Origin of the sequence: Streptomyces sp. V4I8, assembly GCF_041261225.1 — a bacterium.
Classification (GTDB): Bacteria; Actinomycetota; Actinomycetes; order Streptomycetales; family Streptomycetaceae; genus Streptomyces.
The window spans coordinates 4,374,318-4,391,906 of the sequence record NZ_JBGCCN010000001.1; the positions used below are offsets into that span (position 1 = coordinate 4,374,318).

Sequence of the window (17,589 nt, forward strand, 5' to 3'; positions counted from 1 at the left end):
GCCGACTCGGCGGCCTGACTAAATGTCCGGTTTAGTCGAGTTTGATCCCCCGTGGTGTAATTGGCAGCACCGTGGCTTTTGGTGCCATTTGTCCGGGTTCGAGTCCTGGCGGGGGAGCACATACCTGGTTCGGGCCCTGACTGCTGACAGCACAGTCAGGGCCCGCTCTCATGTCCCCCACGAAACGCCCCGGTATCCTGCGGATGTCACCCCTCCCCCTCCACAGCCGAAGGGCATCCCGTGAGCGCCATTCGCCCGGCAGCCGTCGTCGTTCTCGCAGCGGGTGAGGGCACCCGTATGAAGTCGGCCACACCCAAGGTCCTGCACGAGCTCTGCGGACGCAGCCTCGTGGGTCATGTGCTGGCCGCCGCACGTGAGTTGCAGCCCGAGAACCTGGTCGTGGTCGTGGGGCACGCGCGGGAGAAGGTCTCCGCGCACCTCGGTGAGATCGACGCCGGCGTACGCACCGCCGTGCAGGCGGAGCAGAACGGCACGGGTCACGCCGTACGGATGGGTCTCGAAGAGCTCGGTGGCGGAGTCGACGGGACCGTCGTGGTCGTCTGCGGCGACACTCCCCTCCTCACCGGCGAGACCCTGACCCGTCTCGCCGCCACCCACTCCGCCGACGGCAACGCGGTCACCGTCCTGACCGCCGAGGTGCCGGACGCGACGGGGTACGGGCGGATCGTGCGGGACGGTGTCTCGGGTGCGGTGACGGCGATCGTCGAGCACAAGGACGCCACCGAGTCGCAGCGGGCCGTCCGGGAGATCAACTCCGGGGTGTTCGCGTTCGACGGGCAGCTGCTCGCCGACGCGCTAGGGAAGGTGCGCACGGACAACAGTCAGGGCGAGGAGTACCTCACCGACGTCCTCGGCATCCTCCGCGAGGCCGGTCATCGCGTCGGGGCCTCCGTCGCCGCCGACCACCGCGAGATCGCCGGGATCAACAACCGTGTGCAGCTCGCCGAGGCCCGGCGGATCCTGAACGACCGGCTGCTGACCGCCGCGATGCTCGCCGGCGTCACCGTGGTCGACCCGGCAACGACCTGGGTCGATGTGACGGTCACGTTCGAGCAGGATGCCGTCGTCAACCCGGGCACCCAGCTCCAGGGCGCCACCCATCTCGGCGAGGGTGCGGAGGTCGGCCCCAACAGCCGGCTGAAGGACACGCGGGTCGGTGCCGGCGCGCGGGTCGACAACACCGTGGCCGACAGTGCTGTCATCGGGGCACAGGCGACCGTGGGGCCGTACGCGTATCTGCGGCCCGGTACCCGTCTCGGCGCCAAGGGCAAGATCGGTACGTACGTCGAGACGAAGAACGCCTCGATCGGCGAGGGGACGAAGGTGCCTCACCTTTCCTACGTCGGTGACGCGACGATCGGTGAGTACTCGAACATCGGGGCCGCGAGCGTCTTCGTGAACTATGACGGACAGGACAAACACCACACCACAGTCGGCTCGCACTGCCGTACCGGGTCGGACAACATGTTTGTGGCTCCTGTCACGGTCGGGGACGGCGCGTACACCGCGGCGGGCTCCGTGATCACGAAGGATGTGCCGCCCGGTTCGTTGGCTGTGGCACGCGGTCAGCAGCGGAATATCGAGGGTTGGGTGGCTCGCAAGCGTCCGGGCAGCGCGGCCGCGAAGGCGGCTGAGGCCGCTTCTGGGCAGGTCGAGAGCGAAGACTGACCGGAAACGGGTGCGCCAAACACGGCGTACCGTGATAAGTGCACACCCTGTTGAGACACCTCTGAGGAGACAGCTGTGACCGGGATCAAGACGACCGGCGAGAAGAAATTGATGTTCTTCTCCGGCCGCGCCCACCCCGAGCTTGCCGAGGAGGTCGCCCAGCAGTTGGAGGTCGGGGTTGTCCCGACGAAGGCCTTCGACTTCGCCAACGGTGAGATCTACGTCCGCTATCAGGAGTCGGCGCGCGGTGCGGACTGCTTTGTGATCCAGAGCCACACGGCTCCGATCAATCAGTGGATCATGGAGCAGTTGATCATGATCGACGCGCTGAAGCGCGCGTCGGCCCGCTCCATCACGGTGATCGTGCCGTTCTACGGTTACGCGCGCCAGGACAAGAAGCACCGTGGGCGTGAACCGATTTCGGCGCGTCTGATCGCGGACCTGATGAAGACCGCGGGTGCGGACCGGATCCTGACCGTCGATCTGCACACCGATCAGATCCAGGGCTTCTTCGACGGGCCGGTCGATCACCTCTTCGCGCTTCCGCTGCTCGCGGACTACGTGGGCCGGAAGGTCGACCGGGAGAAGCTGACCGTGGTGTCTCCGGACGCCGGGCGTGTGCGGGTGGCTGACCGTTGGTGTGACCGGCTCGGCGCTCCGCTCGCCATCGTGCACAAGCGGCGGGACAAGGACGTCGCGAACCAGGTGACCGTCCACGAGGTCGTGGGTGAGGTCAAGGGCCGGGTGTGTGTCCTGGTCGACGACATGATCGACACCGGCGGGACGATCTGTGCGGCCGCGGACGCGCTGTTCGCGCACGGCGCGGAGGACGTCATCGTCACCGCGACGCACGGTGTGCTGTCGGGTCCCGCGGCGGACCGGCTGAAGAACTCCCGGGTGAGCGAGTTCGTGTTCACGAACACGCTGCCGACGCCGGGTGAGCTGAGCCGCGACCTCGACAAGCTGACGGTGCTGTCGATCGCGCCGACGATCGCGAGCGCCGTACGTGAGGTGTTCGAGGACGGTTCGGTGACGAGCCTGTTCGACGAGCAGTAGAGATCCGCGGTAAAGATCCTTTTGGGTGCGGCCTCCCTCTCCGAGTAGACTGTTTCAGTTGCTCGGCGAGGGAGGCCGCACCTGTTCGTTCAGGTGTCGGCGATCCGTTATCGACGCGCTCTTCGTAGCAGGCCGTTCGTGGCCGGGTGACCACGTCCGTCTCTAGTTCTACGAGGAGTGATCCGTATGTCCGAGGTCAAGATCTCCGCCGAGACCCGTACCGAGTTCGGTAAGGGTGCCGCCCGTCGTATCCGTCGTGACAGCAAGGTCCCCGGTGTCCTGTACGGCCACGGCTCGGACCCGCTGCACCTCACGCTTCCCGGCCACGACCTGCTGCTCGCGCTGCGTACGCCGAACGTCCTGATCGCTCTGGACATCGACGGCAAGACGAACGAGCTGGCGATCCCGAAGGCCGTGCAGCGTGACGCGATCAAGGGCTTCCTGGAGCACGTCGACCTGCAGCTGGTCAAGCGCGGCGAGCAGGTCAACGTCGAGATCTTCGTCCACACCGAGGGCGAGCTGGCCCCGGGCGGCAACCTGCTGGAGCACGTCCTGAACGCGCTTCCGGTCGAGGCCGAGGCCACGCACATCCCCGAGTCGGTCACCGTCTCCGTCGAGGGTCTGACAGCCGGCGACTCCGTCCTCGCCAAGGACATCCCGCTGCCGAAGGGCACCAAGCTGGCCGTCGAGGGTGACACGGTCGTCCTGCAGGTCCTGGCCGCGCAGGCCGAGGAGGCCGCGGGCGAGGCCGCCGAGGGCGAGGAAGTCGCCGAGGCCTGATCCCCAGGTCTGGCAGAGGCGTGATCCTCGGCTCTGTCATCGGTTCGTCAGCCGCTGTTCCCGCTGGGGGCAGCGGCTGGCGCGTACCAAGGAGACATGGACGTGACGAGCGACCCGAGCGCCCCCTGGCTGATCGCCGGCCTCGGCAATCCGGGGCCCGAGTACGCCAGGAACCGGCACAACGTCGGGTTCATGGTGGCGGATCTGCTGGCCGAGCAGATCGGCGGGAAGTTCAAACGGGCCGGCAAGGCTCAGGCGCAGGTGCTCGAGGGGCGGATCGGGCCGCCGGGCCCCATGAACCGGCGGGTGATCCTGGCGAAGCCGATGTCGTACATGAACCTGTCCGGTGGCCCCCTCAACGCCCTGCGGGACTTCTACAAGGTGCCGGTGGGCAACATCGTGGCCGTGCACGACGAGTTGGACATCGATTACGGCGTTCTGCGGTTGAAGCTGGGCGGCGGTGACAATGGGCACAACGGGCTGAAGTCGATGACGAAGGCGATGGGTGCCGAGTATCACCGGGTGCGGTTCGGGATCGGGCGGCCTCCGGGTCGTATGCCGGTGGCGGACTTCGTGCTGAAGGATTTCTCGTCGGCGGAGCGCAAGGAGCTGGACTACTTCGTGGACCGGGCGGCGGATGCGGTGGAGTGTCTGGTGATCGAGGGGTTGGAGCGGGCGCAAAGCACGTACAACTCGTGACTTGTCCGGGCAGTTGACCGGGCCCAGGTTGACCGGTCGTAGGGGCATGGCCAAGGATCGCGGCCATGCCTTCTGCCGTTGTCTCCAGTCAGGGCGCTTTCTCCGCGCTGCGGTTCGGGCGGTTCGCGGCGATGGGTACGGTCGCGGTGCTGATCCTGATCGCGGGTGTGTGGGCGTCGTGGGGCAGTGCGCAGCATGTGATGCTCACGAAGGGGCGGGAGAGCGGCACGGTCGAGGTGACGCGGTGTGGTGCGGACACGTGCAGCGGGCCGTACACGCCGATCTCGGCGGGGTCGCGGCCGCGCGGGTCGGTCGTCATCGAGAAGAACGTGGCCGTGCGCAAGGGGCAGACGTACACGGTCGTGGTGAAGCCGGGGAGTGACGACGTCGTACGGTCCGGGCCCGCGGGGGTCCTGTACGCCTGGGTTCCGCTGGGCGGTGCGTTGTTGCTGGCCTCGGTCGTCGTCGCAGGTGGGCTGCGGCGGACGCGGGTGGCATGGGTGCTGGCGGGGTCGGGGATGGCGCTCCTGACCGCGGCGTTCGTGACGGTCTGAGGTCTGCGCCGTTCTCCATGTCTGTGGAGGATCTGAGTGTTGCCTGTTCGTGATTGACCTGGAGTCAGCCCCGGCAGGATGCTGAGCCGCCCCCTCCACATCTTCCCGTTCCTTCTCGAAGATGGACTACTGCCTCATGCGTACCCTCACCCGCGCCGGTGCCCTGTCCGCCGTCGCCGCGGCAGCGTTGCTTTCCGCGCCTGCCGCCGCCCACGCCACCGCTCCCGGTGACAACGGCACTGTCAAGATCCATGACGCCACCACTGGCGAGGAACTGCGCAAGAACGAGCCGCACGTGTGCGAGTTCTATCTGGACGCGTTCGGTTTCGACAACGTCCAGCAGGTCTCCTGGCACATCGAGGCCTGGGCCCCGACGGCCGCCGTCAAGGGCGAGACCGTGAAGTCCGGTGCGATCACGCTGGACGGCGAGGGTCATGGCCGTACGGACGACATGACGCTGCCCGACGGGCACTACAAGCTGTTCTGGAACTTCGAGGGTGAGAAGGGGTCCGCGAAGCACAAGGTGTTCTGGACGGACTGCGAGGACGAGGAGGAGGGCGGCGGTACGACGGCCACGCCGTCCGCGTCTGCGCCGCCTTCCGAGACGCCGGGCGACTCCACCGACGAGCCTTCCGCGAGCCCGTCGGCCCCGGGCGAGGCGCCCGCGTCGCCGTCGCCGCAGGGTGGTGGTGAGGGTGACCTCGCCGAGACCGGGAACGGCGCGCCGGTGGGCCTGCTGTCCGCGGCGGCCGCGGCGCTGCTGGGCGCGGGCGGCTACCTGGTGTTCCGGCGCCGCAGGGCGTCGTAGGGCCTGACCGCCACGGCCGTGAAAAGGAACGGTGCCCCCGTGCTCGTAGCAGCACGGGGGCACCGCCCTGTGTGGGCCGGTGTGCGGGGCGCTCAGCCGGTGTTGCGCAGGCCGGCCGCCACGCCGTTGACGGTGAGCAGCAGGGCGCGGGCCAGCAGGGGGTCGGGCTCGGCGCCCGCCGCCACGGCGTCACGCTGGCGCTTGAGGAGGGTGACCTGGAGGTAGGAGATCGGGTCCAGGTACGCGTCGCGGATGGCGAAGGTCTGCTTGAGCACCGGAGCGGCGTCGAGGAGTTCCTGCTCGCCGGTGACCCTGAGGACCTCGGCGACGGTCAGATCGTGTTCGGCGCGGATGGTGTCGAAGACGTGCTTCAGCTCGTCCGGCACCAGCGTGTCGACGTAGTGGGCGGCGATCCGCAGGTCGGTCTTGGCGAGCGTCATCTCGACATTGGAGATGAAGTTGCGGAAGAAGTGCCACTGTTCGTGCATCTCGTCGAGCACGGTGTCGAGGCCGGCCTCGCGCAGCGCCTTCAGCCCCGATCCCACGCCGAACCAGCCAGGGACGATCTGCCGGGACTGGGTCCAGCCGAAGACCCACGGGATGGCGCGCAGTCCGTCGAGCGAGACGCCCGAGCCGGGGCGGCGGGAGGGCCGCGAGCCCAGGTGCAGGTCGGCGAGCTGGTCGACCGGCGTGGAGGCGAGGAAGTACGTCGGCAGGTCGGGGTCCTCGACGAGCCCCCGGTAGGCGGCGTGGGCGGCGTCGGAGACTACGTCCATCGCGGCGTCCCAGCGGGCCAGCGCCTCCACGGACTGGCGCGGAGCCGTATGCAGGGCGGAGGCCTGCAGAGTCGCCGCGACCGTCAGCTCCAGGTTCTCCCTGGCCAGCGACGGCACGAGGTACTTGTCGGAGATGACCTCGCCCTGCTCGGTGACCTTGATCTCGCCCTCCAGGGTGCCCCAGGGCTGGGCGAGGATCGCGTCGTGCGAGGGGCCGCCGCCGCGGCCGACGGTGCCGCCGCGGCCGTGGAACAGCCTCAGCCGCACCCCGTATCGATGCGCCACGTCACGCAGGCGGCGCTGGGCGCGGTGGATCTCCCACTGGGAGGTCGTGATACCGCCGAACTTCGACGAGTCCGAGTAGCCGAGCATGACCTCCTGGACGTCTCCGCGCAGGGCCACGAGCCTGCGGTACGACGGGTCGGAGAGCATGTCCTCCAGGATGGTGTCGGCGGCCTTGAGCTCGTCCGTGGTCTCCAGGAGCGGGACGATGCCGATCTTGGCCCAGCCGGCGTGCAGGTCGATGAGGCCGGCCTCGCGGGCGAGGACGGCGGCCGCGAAGACGTCGTCGGCGCCCTGGCACATCGAGATGATGTACGACTCGATGACCTCGGGTCCGAAGACGGCGAGGGCCCGCTTGACGGTCTGGAACACGCCGAGGGTCTTCTCGCCGGCCGCGTCCACGGGCGCCGGGGTGGGCGCGAGGGGGCGACGCGAGCGGAGCTCCTTGGCGAGGAGCTTGGAGCGGTAGTCGCGGGGCATGTCGGCGTAGCGCCAGGACTCCTCGCCCAGGCGGTCGAAGAGCTGGCCGAGGGCGTGGTGGTGGGCGTCGGCGTGTTCGCGGACGTCCATGGTGGCGAGCTGGAGGCCGAACGCGGACAGGGTGCGGATGGTCCGGTTCATGCGGCCGTCGGCGAACAGGCCGCCGCGGTGTTCCCTGAGCGAGGTCTGGATCAGGGTGAGGTCCTGGAGGAGCTCGCCGGTGCCGAGGTAGTCGCGGCCGGCCTCGTGCGGGATGCCCTTGGCGAGGCGGAGCTTGGTGTTCTCCAGCTTCTGCCGGATGCAGGTGGCCTTGAGCCGGTAGGGCTCCTCGGCGTTGAGGCGCTTGTAGCGGGGGCTGATCTCGGGGAGGGCGTCGAGGTCGGCCTGGAGGGACTCCAGGAGTTCCTCGGTGGCTCCGGTGTAGCGGATGGAGTTCGACAGGAAGCCGCGCAGCTCGTCGATCATCTCCAGGGCGTCGTTGATGCCGTGCTCGTGCTGGAGGATGAGGACGTCCCAGGTCACCTGGGGGGTGACGTTGGGGTTGCCGTCGCGGTCGCCGCCGATCCAGGTGCCGAAGGTGAGCGGGCGGGTGGCGTCGGGGAGCTTGTAGCCCACGCGCTCCAGTTCCGCGGTGAGGTCCTCGAGGACGTCGCCGACGGCTCCGGCGTGGAGCTCGTCGAGGTAGTAGATGGCGTTGCGGGCCTCGTCGGCGGGCTCCGGGCGTACGACGCGGAGCTCGTCCGTCTGCCATACGAGGTCGATGTTCTCGGCCAGTCGGGTGTCGTGGCGGCGGCGGTCGCCTTCGAGGACCGGGGTCTCCAGGAGGGCCGCGACACGCCGGAGCTTGTTGAGGACGGAGCGGCGGGCGGCCTCGGTGGGGTGCGCGGTGAAGACGGGGCGCACGTTGAGGTGCTCGATCGTCTGGCGCAGGTGCTCAGGGTCGGCGTCCTTGAGGCGGTCGGCCGTACGGGCGAGAAGGCCGCCCTCGGCGGCGCGCCGGGCGCGCAGCTCGCGGCCTCGGTGGACCTGCTCGGTGACGTTGGCCAGGTGGAAGTAGGTGGAGAAGGCGCGGACCAGCTTGGCCGCGGTGTCCAGCTCCGTGCCGCGCAGCAGCTCGGCGGCGGCTTCGCCGTCTTCTCGGGTGAGGCGGCGGACCTTCTCGACGAGGTCCAGCAGCTCCGGGCCCTCCTGGCGGACGAGGGTCTCGCCGAGGAGGTCACCCAGTCGGCGGATGTCGGCGCGCAGTTCACTGCTGGTCGTCGTGGTCTGGTCGTCGGCACTGCTCACAGGTGCGGCTCCTTGCAGTGTTGAAGCTCGTCCGGGAGGGGAACCCGGCGCCTGGGGCCGCGCGGCGGGGCCGCATACGGCTCCTGACATCCGGGAAGAATTCAGAGCGGACCGCGCTGTCCGACCGACTCCAAGGATAGGTGTCCATGCGGACGCGCAGACTCTCGGGCTCTTGCCGCCGGGCGGCGCACTGCCATACTTACGACGCCGTAGGTTACGGAACCGTAGGGACCGATGTAACGGAACCTGGGAACAGTTCCCGCGACCCGGCACCTGCCACAACCCTCGAAACCCCACAGGGGACGCCCATGACCACGAGCTCCGATGTGATCGAAGACGCCCCGAAGGCGAACGACGACACCCAAGTTCCCTCCGCCACGCTCGGCGGCGAGAAGAAGGGGTCGCTCGAACAGTTCGCGCTCCTCCTCTTCATCGTCGTCCCGTTCCTTGCGCTCGCCGCCGCGGTGCCGCTGGCGTGGGGCTGGGGAGTGAGCTGGCTGGACCTCGGTCTGCTGGTCTTCTTCTACTTCTTCGCCTGCCACGGCGTCACGATCGGCTACCACCGCTACTTCACCCACGGTTCCTTCAAGGCGAAGCGTCCGCTGCGCATCGCGCTCGCCGTCGCGGGCTCGATGGCGGTGGAGGGCCCGCTGGTCCGCTGGGTCGCCGACCACCGCAAGCACCACAAGTTCTCCGACGCGGAGGGTGACCCGCACTCCCCGTGGCGTTACGGGGAGACCCTCCCGGCGCTGATGAAGGGCCTGTGGTGGGCGCACATCGGATGGATGTTCGATGAGGAGCGCACGCCGCAGGAGAAGTACGCGCCGGACCTGATCAAGGACCGGGCGATCCGCGCGATCTCCCGTCAGTTCATCTGGTGGACGGTGCTGTCACTGGCCCTGCCGGCGCTGATCGGCGGTCTGGTGACGATGTCCTGGTGGGGCGCGTTCACGGGCTTCTTCTGGGGCTCGCTCGTCCGGGTGGCCCTGCTGCACCACGTGACGTGGTCGATCAACTCCATCTGCCACGCGGTGGGCAAGCGTCCGTTCAAGTCGCGTGACCGCTCGGGCAACGTGTGGTGGCTGGCGGTCCTGTCGTGCGGTGAGTCCTGGCACAACCTGCACCACGCCGACCCGACGTCCGCGCGGCACGGTGTGGAGCGCGGGCAGATCGACTCCTCGGCCCGCTTCATCCGCTGGTTCGAGATGCTCGGCTGGGCGTCCGACGTGCGCTGGCCGTCACGCTCGCGTATCGATTCGCGCCGGAACGCCGGGGAAGGCGGCTCTCGGCGCCGGAAGGAGCCCGTCAAGGCGGCATGATTGACGCCGTGGCGACCGACTCCAGCAGCACCCCGAGCAATGAGAAGCCGCGGCGTGCGCGGCGCACCCGCATGACGGGCGCCGAGCGCCGCCAGCAGCTGCTGGAGATCGGTCGCACCCTGTTCGCCGCGAAGGGCTTCGAGGGCACGTCGGTGGAGGAGATCGCGGCGAAGGCCGGGGTCTCCAAGCCGGTGGTGTACGAGCACTTCGGCGGCAAGGAGGGCCTGTACGCGGTCGTCGTGGACCGTGAGATGCGGCGGCTGCTGGACATGGTGACCAGCTCCCTGACGGCCGGCCACCCGCGGGAGCTGTGCGAGCAGGCGGCCTTCGCGCTCCTGGACTACATCGAGGAGTACACGGACGGCTTCCGCATCCTGGTCCGTGACTCGCCGATCCCCCAGTCGACGGGCTCCTTCGCCTCCCTCATCTCCGACATCGCGACCCAGGTGGAGGACATCCTGGGCCGCGAGTTCAAGAGCCGCGGCTTCGACCCCAAGCTGGCCCCGCTGTATGCGCAGGCCCTGGTCGGGATGGTCGCCCTGACCGGCCAGTGGTGGCTCGACGTCCGCCGCCCGAAGAAGGCGGAGGTGGCGGCGCACCTGGTGAATCTGGCGTGGCACGGGCTGGACGGGCTGGAGCCGAAGCCGCGGCTGATAGGGCACCGCAAGAGCTGACGCGCTCGGCGTATCGGCCTGGCGGTGCGGGAGGGACGCCGTCAGTGCTTGAAGGTGTCCTTGCCCTTCTCCTTCGCCTGGCGCGCGTCGCCCTTCATCTGGTCGGTCTTGCCTTCGGCGGTCATCCGCTCGTTGCCGGCCGTGCGGCCCATGGCTTCCTTGGCCTTGCCCTTGACCTGTTCCTTCTTGGCCCGGGCCTTCTCTTCCTTCGCCACGTTCCTCACTCCTCGGGAGGCTCGATGTCGGGTCACCGATCGGGTGACCCTGCGCCGCGGCGCTCAAACAGGGACGAGAGCCGAAACGGCCGATCATGGTGGCGGGCTTGTGGAACCTTCTGGACATGACGAAGATCCCGGTCAGCGAGGCCGGCTCCGAGCTGGAGGACCTGGTCCGCCGCGCTTCTCATGGCCGCGAGACCATCGCCCTCACGGACCACGGCCAAGTGGTGGCCCTGCTCGTCCCTCCTCAGGTGATCGAGGATCTCGAAGATGCGTTGGCGGTCGCCGACTACCGGCGGCGCAAGGCCGAGGGCACCCTCGGAGAGGGCATCCCGCACGAGGAAGTCAGGCGTGTGCTGGGGCTGAGCCCGTGATCCCTCGTCACCCAGCCGGGCCCAGCGCCTGAGCCCGAGCGCGGCTTGTCAACGGACCGGTTCCAGGAACTCAAGCCGGTTCCCCACCGGGTCGTACGAGTAGAACCGCTTGTGCCCCGGCAGGTTCTCGTCCCACTCCACCTGGGCCCCATGGGCCTCCAGCCGCGCGCCGTATCGCTCGACCCCGGTGACCCGCAGCCCGGGATGGGCCTTCTTCGCGGGTCGGAAGTTCGCCTCGATGCCGAGGTGCAGCTGCACGCCGGCCGCCTGGAACCAGCAGCCGCCGCGTGCGGCCAGGGCGGGCGGCTTGGGGAGCTCGGTCATGCCGAGGACGCCCACGTAGTACGCCCGCAGCCGTTCCTCCGCGCCGGGCGGGGCCGCGAGCTGGACGTGGTCGACGGCGGTGATCATCGCACCTCCTTGCGGGCCACGGCGAAGATACGGCGGAACGGGAACGGCGTGCCGTGCGCACCGGCCGGATAGGCCTCGCGCAGGGCCGCCCGGTAGTCGTCCAGGAAGGCTTCCCGCTGCTCGGGGTGGTCGGCGAGGGCGGTGAGGACCGGCCGCAGGCCCGTCCCCCTCACCCAGTCCAGCACCGGATCGTCGCCGGTCAGGAGATGGATGTACGTCGTCTCCCACACGTCCGCCGCGCAGTCGAGGTCGGTCAGGCGGGCCAGGTAGTCCTGCGGGGCGAGGACGGCGTCGTCGTGGCGCAGGGTGTCGGTGAGGCCGTAGCGGGGCGCGAGGTCGCGCATCAGACGGTGGCTCGGGGCGTCGAAGTTGCCGGGGACCTGGAAGGCGAAGGTGCCGCCGGGTCGCAGGCCCTCCACCCAGGCACCGAAACGCTCCACATGGTCCGGCACCCATTGCAGCGTGGCGTTGCTGACGATCAGGTCGTACGGCTCGTCGGGCGTCCAGGTCCGTACGTCGGCGTGGGCGAAGTCGAGGCGGCCGCCGCCCGGGGTCGGTCCTTCGTGCTCGACGTGGGCTTTGTCCAGCATCTCGGCGGAGTTGTCGTAGCCGGTGATGTGAGCCCCGGGCCAGCGTTCGGCGAGCAGGGCGGTGACGTTGCCGGGTCCGCAGCCAAGGTCGGCGATGCGGGGCCGGTCGCCGGGGAGGTCGGGGACGCGGGCGAGCAGGTCGGTGAAGGGGCGGGCGCGGTGGCCGGCGTGACGCAGGTACTGGGCGGGGTCCCAGGTGGGGGCGGCAGCGGTCATGGGGGAAGCCTCCTGACTGTCGCTCTCCACCCTGCCCCTCCAGGTATCTTGACGTCAAGAGACTTCACGTCGACACAACCACTACACTGATCGTCATGGAGGACGAGGTCGATCGGCTGGTCGCAGCGTGGCGCCGGGAGCGCCCGGACCTCGACGTGGAACCGCTCGAGGTGCTGAGCCGGGTGAGCAGACTGGCCCGGCATCTGGATCGCGCACGTCGGCTGGCCTTCTCCGAGCACAGCCTGGAGCCCTGGGAGTTCGACGTGCTGACCGCGCTCCGGCGCGCGGGAACGCCGTACCAGCTCTCCCCCGGGCAGCTCCTGACCCAGACCCTGGTCACCTCGGGCACGATGACCAACCGCATCGACCGCCTGGCCAAGAAGGGCCTGGTCGAACGCCTCCCCGACCCCACCGACCGCCGCGGCGTACTCGTCCGCCTCACGGACGAGGGACGCGACCGAGCCGACCAGGCACTGGCCGGCCTGCTGGACCAGGAACGCGCGATCCTCGCGGAACTGTCGCGTGCCCAGCGGGGCGAACTGGCCGGGCTGCTACGCCAGCTGACCGCGCCGTTCGACAACATCCCCGGGTAAGCGCTCCGCTGGAAGCACGGTGATGAACCTGCGGGCCGGTGGGGGCTGGTCGCGCTCCCGGCGCCCCTGAGGGGGCGCGCACTGCGCCACCGGAGCGCCTCCCGGCATCCCCACCAACCGTCGCCGAGTACTCACGCGCCTCACAAACGAGAGCCCGCAACCACCCCGGCCGAGCCTCGCTCTCTGGCCTCCTACGCCAGCTGACCGCCCCGTTCGACCACGTCGCCGGACAGGTCGACCGGCCCCACCCCCGCCCGGCGCGCGAGCGCGACCGCGGCCAGTGTCGAGTGGACGCCCAGTTTGCCGAGGACGTTCTGCATGTGGGTGCGGACGGTGTGGGGGGAGAGGAAGAGGCGCTCGGCGACGGCCTTGCGCCCCAGCCCCGCCACCATGCACCGCAGCACCTCTCGCTCGCGCGGCGTGAGGGACTCCACCAGCCGTTCGCTCTCGGTGCGGTGCTTGCGCGCGGCGGTCAGCTCCCGCAGGACACCCGTGAGCAGGGCGGGCGGCAGATGGGTCTCGTCGCGCAGCACCCCCCGGATCACGGTGAGGAGCCGGGACAGGGAGCAGTCCTTGGCCACCCACCCGGAGGCCCCGGCCTGCAGGGCGAGCGCGGCCCGGCGCGGGTCGTCCTTCTCGGCGAGGACGACGATCCGTACGGCCGGCTGCGCGGTGCGGACGCCGACAACGAGCGAGATGCCGTCGACGAGCCCGTCCTCGCCCGCCTCCTGGACGGGCACGGCGGGACGGATGCCCTGGACGTTGCCGCCCAGGTCGGCGTCGACGAGCAGCACATCGAACCGTCGCCCTTCGGCGGCGGCGCGCTCCAGGCTGCGCAGCGCGGCCGGGCCGCTGCCGGCGGCGGAGACGTCCACGTCGGGCTCGGCCGCCAGGGCGGCGGCGAGCGACTCGGCGAAGATGCGATGGTCGTCGACGACCAGGACTCGGATGCGAACCACGAAACCCCCCTTCCCCACGCTCTCGAAGAGCAGGGGATACCCCATCGTCATGAGGACGACACCGGGAGACGAACACCGTCGCGGGCGCGACGCCCGAAGCGCGGATGGCCGCACGGCCGCCGCCGTGCAAGAACTGCTACCCCCACTTCGGGCGTCGAACCCGACCTGTCTCGCCCCCTGATCAGCACCGGCCCCCACCGGTGCCGTTCATCAGAGTACGGGCGGGGGACAGGAGCGGAAGGTAATTTGCAGAACTGGTTGACTGGCGCGTTTATGGTGAGCCGCATGTTTCGTCTGGAGACAGAAGTCGACAAATCACGGCACGATCTGCTCCGTCGGCGGCTGCTGGCCACCAACACCGCCGCCTCCCCGGTCCTGCGCGCCCTGCGCGGAACCCCCGGTGAACGCGAACGTCCGCTCCAGGTGTGGGCGTTGGACGACTCCGGCGCCGTGGCGGGCGGGCTCGTCGGTCACACCTGGACCACCTGGCTCCATGTCACATACCTCTGGGTCGACGAACGCCACCGCGGCGCCCGCCTCGGTTCGCGGCTGCTCGCCCGCGCCGAGCGCACGGCCCGCGACGAACGGGGCTGTACGGCCGTACGCCTGGAGACGTGGGACTTCCAGGCGCCGGGGTTCTACAAGAAGCAGGGGTACGACGTGGTGTGCGTGATCCCGGACTATCCGCCGGGGATCACGGAGTACACGCTGACCAAGCGGCTGGTCCACCCGGGCCGGGGCTCGGCTCACCTCTGAGAAACGGTCCCGCGTCCGCCGTCCCCGCTCCGATGATCCGTCACCCTATGGACGGCCGGGTTGAGTTGGGATTTCATGACTGCATGACGAGCAGAGAGCGGTGGACCATGGCTCTCTGGCTGGCCGGGATCGCCGTGGCCGTCTGGGCGGTGATCCGGTTCGGACTGGAGCCGGTGACGGCGGCCCTGGGGATCGGCGGGACCCTTCTCATAGCCTCACCGGCCAGATCCCTCGTCCAGCGCACCTGGGCATGGAACGCCGAGCGCAGCGAGGGGGAGCGACTCGACGCCGCGGCGGCCGCGTTGAACCATGCGATCGAGCGGCACTGGACCACCGAGGCCGGCCGCCGCAAGCAGCATCTCGCGGTGGACCGCATACCCGTGCTGTGGGACACCGTGCGTGAACCGCCCTCCCGCACGACGGCCGCCGGAGCCGGTGGCCCGCTGACCCGGCACGGCACGCTCGACGCCCTCATCGACGACTACCTCGCCCACCCCTCCCGCCTGGTCATCGTCGGCGGCGCGGGCTCCGGCAAGACGGGCCTGTGCGTCGATCTGACCCTCGCGCTCTGCCGCCGGGGCGACCTGCGGCGCATCCCCGTGCTGCTCCAGCTGTCCGCCTGGGACCCGGAGACGAGCTTCCAGGACTGGATCGTCCGCCGCCTCACCGAGGACTACGGCTTCCTCGGCGACACGACGAAGTACGGCACCGGCGCGGCCAGGGAACTGCTCGTCCACCGCCGCCTCCTTCCGCTCCTCGACGGTCTCGACGAACTGCCTCCCGAGGCGCGGGGCCAGGTGCTGCGCGCCCTGCGGGAGAACACGCACCTGCCGACGGACACCGTCCTGACCTGCCGCACCGCGGAGTTCCACGCGACGACCGCCGAGGAGCCCCTGCCGGACAGCCGTATCGTGCGGCTGCTGCCGGTCGCCGCCGAGGACACCGTCACGTATCTGGAGTCCCACTTCCCCGACGACCTGGACCGCTGGGAACCGGTGCTGCACAGTCTGCGCGCCGACCCGGCCGGGCCGCTGGCCACCGCCCTGTCCCGGCCGCTGATGCTGTTCCTGGTCCGTGCCACCTACCAGCCCCGGAACAGCACACCGCGTGACCTCCTCGACTCCGGTCGCTTCGGCACGAGCGAGGCGGTCGAGGCGCATCTGCTCGACATGTTCGTCCCCGTGGTCTTCGAGTCGCCGCCCGTGGGTGCCGACGACGGCAACCCGGGCCGTCCCACCCGCTACTGGCCGGCGCCCGCGGCCCTGCGGTATCTCAGGTTCCTGGCCTCCCGGCTGGACTCCAGGCGCCGCGACGGGGAGCACGGTGCCGCCGACCTGAGCTGGTGGGAACTGCGCGAGCTGGCAGGGGTGCCCCGTTACCCCTTCGTCGTGGTCCCCGGCGTGATCGGAACGGTGAGCTGCTGTCTCCTCGGCCTGCTGCTGTTCGGTCTCTTCGGGCGGCCCGCGTTCGGCGCCCTCTTCGGCGCGGGCGTCGGCGTCGTCTTCAGCCCGCTCCTCGGCCTGCTGCGCACCGAGCCGCCCCGGCGCTTCGTGCCACGCCGCTCCGCACAGCACCCCCGTCTGGTCGTGCGCATCCTGCTGATCGACGTCGGATTCGGCCTGATCGGGCTGGTCACCGGCGGTCTCATCGCGGGGCTGCTGTACTCGGTGACGTACGGGATCGCGGCCGGTGTCGCCTTCGGTGTCGTCTTCGCCACCGCTCGCCGCTTCACCCGCCCCACCGAGCCGAAGCACGCGATCACACCGCTGAGGTCGCTGCGGGACGACCGGGACGCGGTGGTGTACGCGTGGCTGTTCGGCTCCGTGGCGGGCGCGGCCGTGGGCGGCTTCCTCGCCACGGCCGGGATCCACAAGGCGCGCTACGACCTGGTGTTCACGGCCTCCTCAGCCACGACGGGAGCCGTCGGCGCCCTGGTCGGCGCGCTGCTCGCGGGGGCCGGGCTCGGCATGGTCGTGCTGTCGACCAGCGCCTGGGGCCACTTCAACACGGCCCGCTGGTGGCTTGCCTGGCGCGGCCGCACGCCCTGGCACCTGGTCACCTTCCTCGACGACGCGTACCGGCTGGGCGTGCTGCGCTCCACGGGCGCGCACTACCAGTTCCGGCACGCCAGCCTCCAGCACCACCTGGCCGCGCTCCACCCGGCGGCCGCCCCGGTCCCGCGGGGCTCAGCCGATCAGACGGCCACCGGCTGACGAGTCGGCCGGTGCGGCGGGCAGCCCGTCGGGCGGCGCCGTGCAGAGCAGGGGTTCACCCAGGACCCAGAAGGTGGTGCGGCTCGGCCAGTACCCGCCCTGCCGCCCCGGGGGCGTCTCGGCGTGGTAGGCCGCCTCGGGAAAGCGGACCTTGCCGGAGCGCGTCTGGCGCGCGCCGACGACCATCTCGATGTCCGTGAGATCCGCGTGCGCCGCCGCCAGCGCCTCGTACTGCCGGCCGGGCTGCGGAAACCGGAACTCGACGGTGACTCTCGACGACCGCCCCGACTCCCGCTCCGACGCCTGCCTGGCCAGGAGCTCCCGTACATCGTCGGGGCTCGCCAGCTCGTAGCTCGACTCGTCCGAGTGGGCCGGACCCGGCCCCTCGCGCCGCCGCACCGTGCAGCGCACGACCTCGAACCAGGTGTCCCGCAGGGCCGCGGTCTGCCCCGCGAGCCACCGCTGCTCGTACTGGCGCTGCCGCTTCTCGATCCGGCCCAGCGCGAACACCCGGGCCAGCAGCCACAGCGTCAGTGCCGCGGCGGTCCACCTCAGATACGGCCGCGCGCCGGGTTCGACCGCGACCTGCGCGGCGGCCCAGAGCACCAGGATGAGGGCGAAGCCCCGCCGTGTCGCCCGTTGCGCCTCGGCGAAGCGGGGTGTGCGCAGCCGTACGAGAAGCGCTCTGGCCACGGCCCCGGGTCGTGAACCCGGCGGATACAGCGGCACTTGCAGGTCGGGCCGCGGCGCGGCGCCAGGACGGCCCGACAGGCCTGACGATTCGACTGCTCCTGGTGAAGTGTCCACATCCGACCGTCCATTCAGGACCGGTTGTTCCCCCGTTTAGACCGTACC

18 protein-coding genes and 1 tRNA gene are annotated in these 17,589 nt (G+C 70.1%); 13 read left to right on the plus strand and 6 right to left on the minus strand.

Features of this window, described 5'->3' with window-relative positions; genetic code table 11:
• Positions 1 to 45 precede the first annotated feature (45 nt).
• From ABIE67_RS19780 to ABIE67_RS19810, 7 genes are all read left to right on the plus strand, one after another.
• A tRNA-Gln gene (locus ABIE67_RS19780) sits at positions 46 to 117 on the plus strand.
• A gap of 123 nt (positions 118 to 240) precedes the next feature.
• Complete coding sequence (glmU, locus tag ABIE67_RS19785) at positions 241 to 1,689, plus strand: bifunctional UDP-N-acetylglucosamine diphosphorylase/glucosamine-1-phosphate N-acetyltransferase GlmU (RefSeq protein WP_370259156.1); 1,449 nt, start codon at positions 241 to 243, stop codon at positions 1,687 to 1,689.
• A gap of 75 nt (positions 1,690 to 1,764) precedes the next feature.
• Positions 1,765 to 2,745, plus strand: a complete 981-nt coding sequence (locus ABIE67_RS19790) for a ribose-phosphate diphosphokinase (protein ID WP_030049929.1) — start codon at positions 1,765 to 1,767, stop codon at positions 2,743 to 2,745.
• Positions 2,746 to 2,931: 186 nt separating this feature from the next.
• Complete coding sequence (locus ABIE67_RS19795; RefSeq protein WP_370259158.1) at positions 2,932 to 3,525, plus strand: 50S ribosomal protein L25/general stress protein Ctc; 594 nt, start codon at positions 2,932 to 2,934, stop codon at positions 3,523 to 3,525.
• A gap of 96 nt (positions 3,526 to 3,621) precedes the next feature.
• Positions 3,622 to 4,224, plus strand: a complete 603-nt coding sequence (pth, locus tag ABIE67_RS19800) for an aminoacyl-tRNA hydrolase (protein WP_370259159.1) — start codon at positions 3,622 to 3,624, stop codon at positions 4,222 to 4,224.
• Positions 4,225 to 4,289: 65 nt separating this feature from the next.
• Positions 4,290 to 4,778, plus strand: coding sequence for a hypothetical protein (locus ABIE67_RS19805; protein WP_370259160.1), 489 nt, complete (start codon positions 4,290 to 4,292; stop codon positions 4,776 to 4,778).
• Between the two features lie 136 nt (positions 4,779 to 4,914).
• Positions 4,915 to 5,586 (plus strand): LPXTG cell wall anchor domain-containing protein, encoded by a 672-nt coding sequence (locus ABIE67_RS19810; protein WP_370259161.1) that lies wholly within the window; start codon positions 4,915 to 4,917, stop codon positions 5,584 to 5,586.
• Positions 5,587 to 5,678: 92 nt separating this feature from the next.
• Here the strand turns inward: ABIE67_RS19810 and ppc are convergent, their stop codons facing one another.
• The gene (gene ppc / locus ABIE67_RS19815) at positions 5,679 to 8,411 is read right to left on the minus strand and encodes a phosphoenolpyruvate carboxylase (RefSeq protein WP_370259162.1); all 2,733 of its coding nucleotides are present in this window, start codon (positions 8,409 to 8,411) and stop codon (positions 5,679 to 5,681) included.
• Between the two features lie 308 nt (positions 8,412 to 8,719).
• Between ppc and ABIE67_RS19820 the strand changes: the two genes are divergently transcribed.
• Both ABIE67_RS19820 and ABIE67_RS19825 read left to right on the plus strand, forming a co-directional pair.
• Complete coding sequence (locus tag ABIE67_RS19820; protein WP_370259163.1) at positions 8,720 to 9,730, plus strand: acyl-CoA desaturase; 1,011 nt, start codon at positions 8,720 to 8,722, stop codon at positions 9,728 to 9,730.
• Entirely contained in the window at positions 9,727 to 10,404 is a 678-nt protein-coding gene (locus ABIE67_RS19825) for a TetR/AcrR family transcriptional regulator (protein WP_095754963.1), read from the plus strand. The genes ABIE67_RS19820 and ABIE67_RS19825 overlap by 4 nt, the downstream gene beginning before the upstream one ends.
• Positions 10,405 to 10,445: 41 nt before the next feature.
• Here the strand turns inward: ABIE67_RS19825 and ABIE67_RS19830 are convergent, their stop codons facing one another.
• Positions 10,446 to 10,619, minus strand: a complete 174-nt coding sequence (locus tag ABIE67_RS19830) for a CsbD family protein (protein ID WP_370259164.1) — start codon at positions 10,617 to 10,619, stop codon at positions 10,446 to 10,448.
• A gap of 125 nt (positions 10,620 to 10,744) precedes the next feature.
• Between ABIE67_RS19830 and ABIE67_RS19835 the strand changes: the two genes are divergently transcribed.
• Positions 10,745 to 10,996 (plus strand): type II toxin-antitoxin system Phd/YefM family antitoxin, encoded by a 252-nt coding sequence (locus ABIE67_RS19835; protein ID WP_370259165.1) that lies wholly within the window; start codon positions 10,745 to 10,747, stop codon positions 10,994 to 10,996.
• Positions 10,997 to 11,044: 48 nt separating this feature from the next.
• Here ABIE67_RS19835 and ABIE67_RS19840 read toward each other — a convergent pair whose 3' ends face one another.
• Both ABIE67_RS19840 and ABIE67_RS19845 read right to left on the minus strand, forming a co-directional pair.
• Positions 11,045 to 11,407 carry a glyoxalase gene (locus tag ABIE67_RS19840; protein ID WP_370259166.1) on the minus strand — a complete coding sequence of 121 codons (363 nt, stop codon included), beginning with the start codon at positions 11,405 to 11,407 and terminating at the stop codon, positions 11,045 to 11,047.
• Entirely contained in the window at positions 11,404 to 12,213 is an 810-nt protein-coding gene (locus ABIE67_RS19845; protein ID WP_370259167.1) for a trans-aconitate 2-methyltransferase, read from the minus strand. The genes ABIE67_RS19840 and ABIE67_RS19845 overlap by 4 nt, the downstream gene beginning before the upstream one ends.
• Before the next feature lie 95 nt (positions 12,214 to 12,308).
• Between ABIE67_RS19845 and tamR the strand changes: the two genes are divergently transcribed.
• The gene (tamR, locus tag ABIE67_RS19850) at positions 12,309 to 12,806 is read left to right on the plus strand and encodes a MarR family transcriptional regulator TamR (RefSeq protein WP_048583098.1); all 498 of its coding nucleotides are present in this window, start codon (positions 12,309 to 12,311) and stop codon (positions 12,804 to 12,806) included.
• Between the two features lie 191 nt (positions 12,807 to 12,997).
• Here the strand turns inward: tamR and ABIE67_RS19855 are convergent, their stop codons facing one another.
• A complete protein-coding gene (locus tag ABIE67_RS19855; protein WP_370259168.1) occupies positions 12,998 to 13,765 on the minus strand; it encodes a LuxR C-terminal-related transcriptional regulator in 768 nt (255 codons plus the stop codon).
• Between the two features lie 273 nt (positions 13,766 to 14,038).
• On the opposite strand from ABIE67_RS19855, the gene ABIE67_RS19860 reads away from it, so the two are divergent.
• Together ABIE67_RS19860 and ABIE67_RS19865 are read left to right on the plus strand one after the other, a co-directional pair.
• Positions 14,039 to 14,521, plus strand: a complete 483-nt coding sequence (locus tag ABIE67_RS19860; protein ID WP_370259169.1) for a GNAT family N-acetyltransferase — start codon at positions 14,039 to 14,041, stop codon at positions 14,519 to 14,521.
• An 83-nt stretch (positions 14,522 to 14,604) separates the two neighbouring features.
• A complete protein-coding gene (locus ABIE67_RS19865; protein WP_370259170.1) occupies positions 14,605 to 16,734 on the plus strand; it encodes an NACHT domain-containing NTPase in 2,130 nt (709 codons plus the stop codon).
• Here the strand turns inward: ABIE67_RS19865 and ABIE67_RS19870 are convergent.
• On the minus strand, positions 16,708 to 17,427 hold the full coding sequence (locus ABIE67_RS19870) for a hypothetical protein (protein ID WP_370259171.1): 720 nt from the start codon (positions 17,425 to 17,427) through the stop codon (positions 16,708 to 16,710). The two genes, ABIE67_RS19865 and ABIE67_RS19870, sit on opposite strands and share 27 nt — an antisense overlap.
• Positions 17,428 to 17,589 lie beyond the last annotated feature (162 nt).

Excerpts from the sequence above, each read along its gene's own strand:
- ABIE67_RS19865 (WP_370259170.1), top strand. The coding sequence starts at position 14,605 with ATGACGAGCAGAGAGCGGTGGACCATGGCTCTCTGGCTGGCCGGGATC.
- tamR (WP_048583098.1), top strand. The coding sequence starts at position 12,309 with ATGGAGGACGAGGTCGATCGGCTGGTCGCAGCGTGGCGCCGGGAGCGC.
- ABIE67_RS19845 (WP_370259167.1), bottom strand. The coding sequence starts at position 12,213 with ATGACCGCTGCCGCCCCCACCTGGGACCCCGCCCAGTACCTGCGTCAC.
- ABIE67_RS19805 (WP_370259160.1), top strand. The coding sequence starts at position 4,290 with ATGCCTTCTGCCGTTGTCTCCAGTCAGGGCGCTTTCTCCGCGCTGCGG.
- ABIE67_RS19835 (WP_370259165.1), top strand. The coding sequence starts at position 10,745 with ATGACGAAGATCCCGGTCAGCGAGGCCGGCTCCGAGCTGGAGGACCTG.
- ABIE67_RS19820 (WP_370259163.1), top strand. The coding sequence starts at position 8,720 with ATGACCACGAGCTCCGATGTGATCGAAGACGCCCCGAAGGCGAACGAC.
- ABIE67_RS19825 (WP_095754963.1), top strand. The coding sequence starts at position 9,727 with ATGATTGACGCCGTGGCGACCGACTCCAGCAGCACCCCGAGCAATGAG.
- ABIE67_RS19795 (WP_370259158.1), top strand. The coding sequence starts at position 2,932 with ATGTCCGAGGTCAAGATCTCCGCCGAGACCCGTACCGAGTTCGGTAAG.
- ABIE67_RS19810 (WP_370259161.1), top strand. The coding sequence starts at position 4,915 with ATGCGTACCCTCACCCGCGCCGGTGCCCTGTCCGCCGTCGCCGCGGCA.
- pth (WP_370259159.1), top strand. The coding sequence starts at position 3,622 with ATGGACGTGACGAGCGACCCGAGCGCCCCCTGGCTGATCGCCGGCCTC.
- ABIE67_RS19840 (WP_370259166.1), bottom strand. The coding sequence starts at position 11,407 with ATGATCACCGCCGTCGACCACGTCCAGCTCGCGGCCCCGCCCGGCGCG.
- ABIE67_RS19860 (WP_370259169.1), top strand. The coding sequence starts at position 14,039 with ATGGTGAGCCGCATGTTTCGTCTGGAGACAGAAGTCGACAAATCACGG.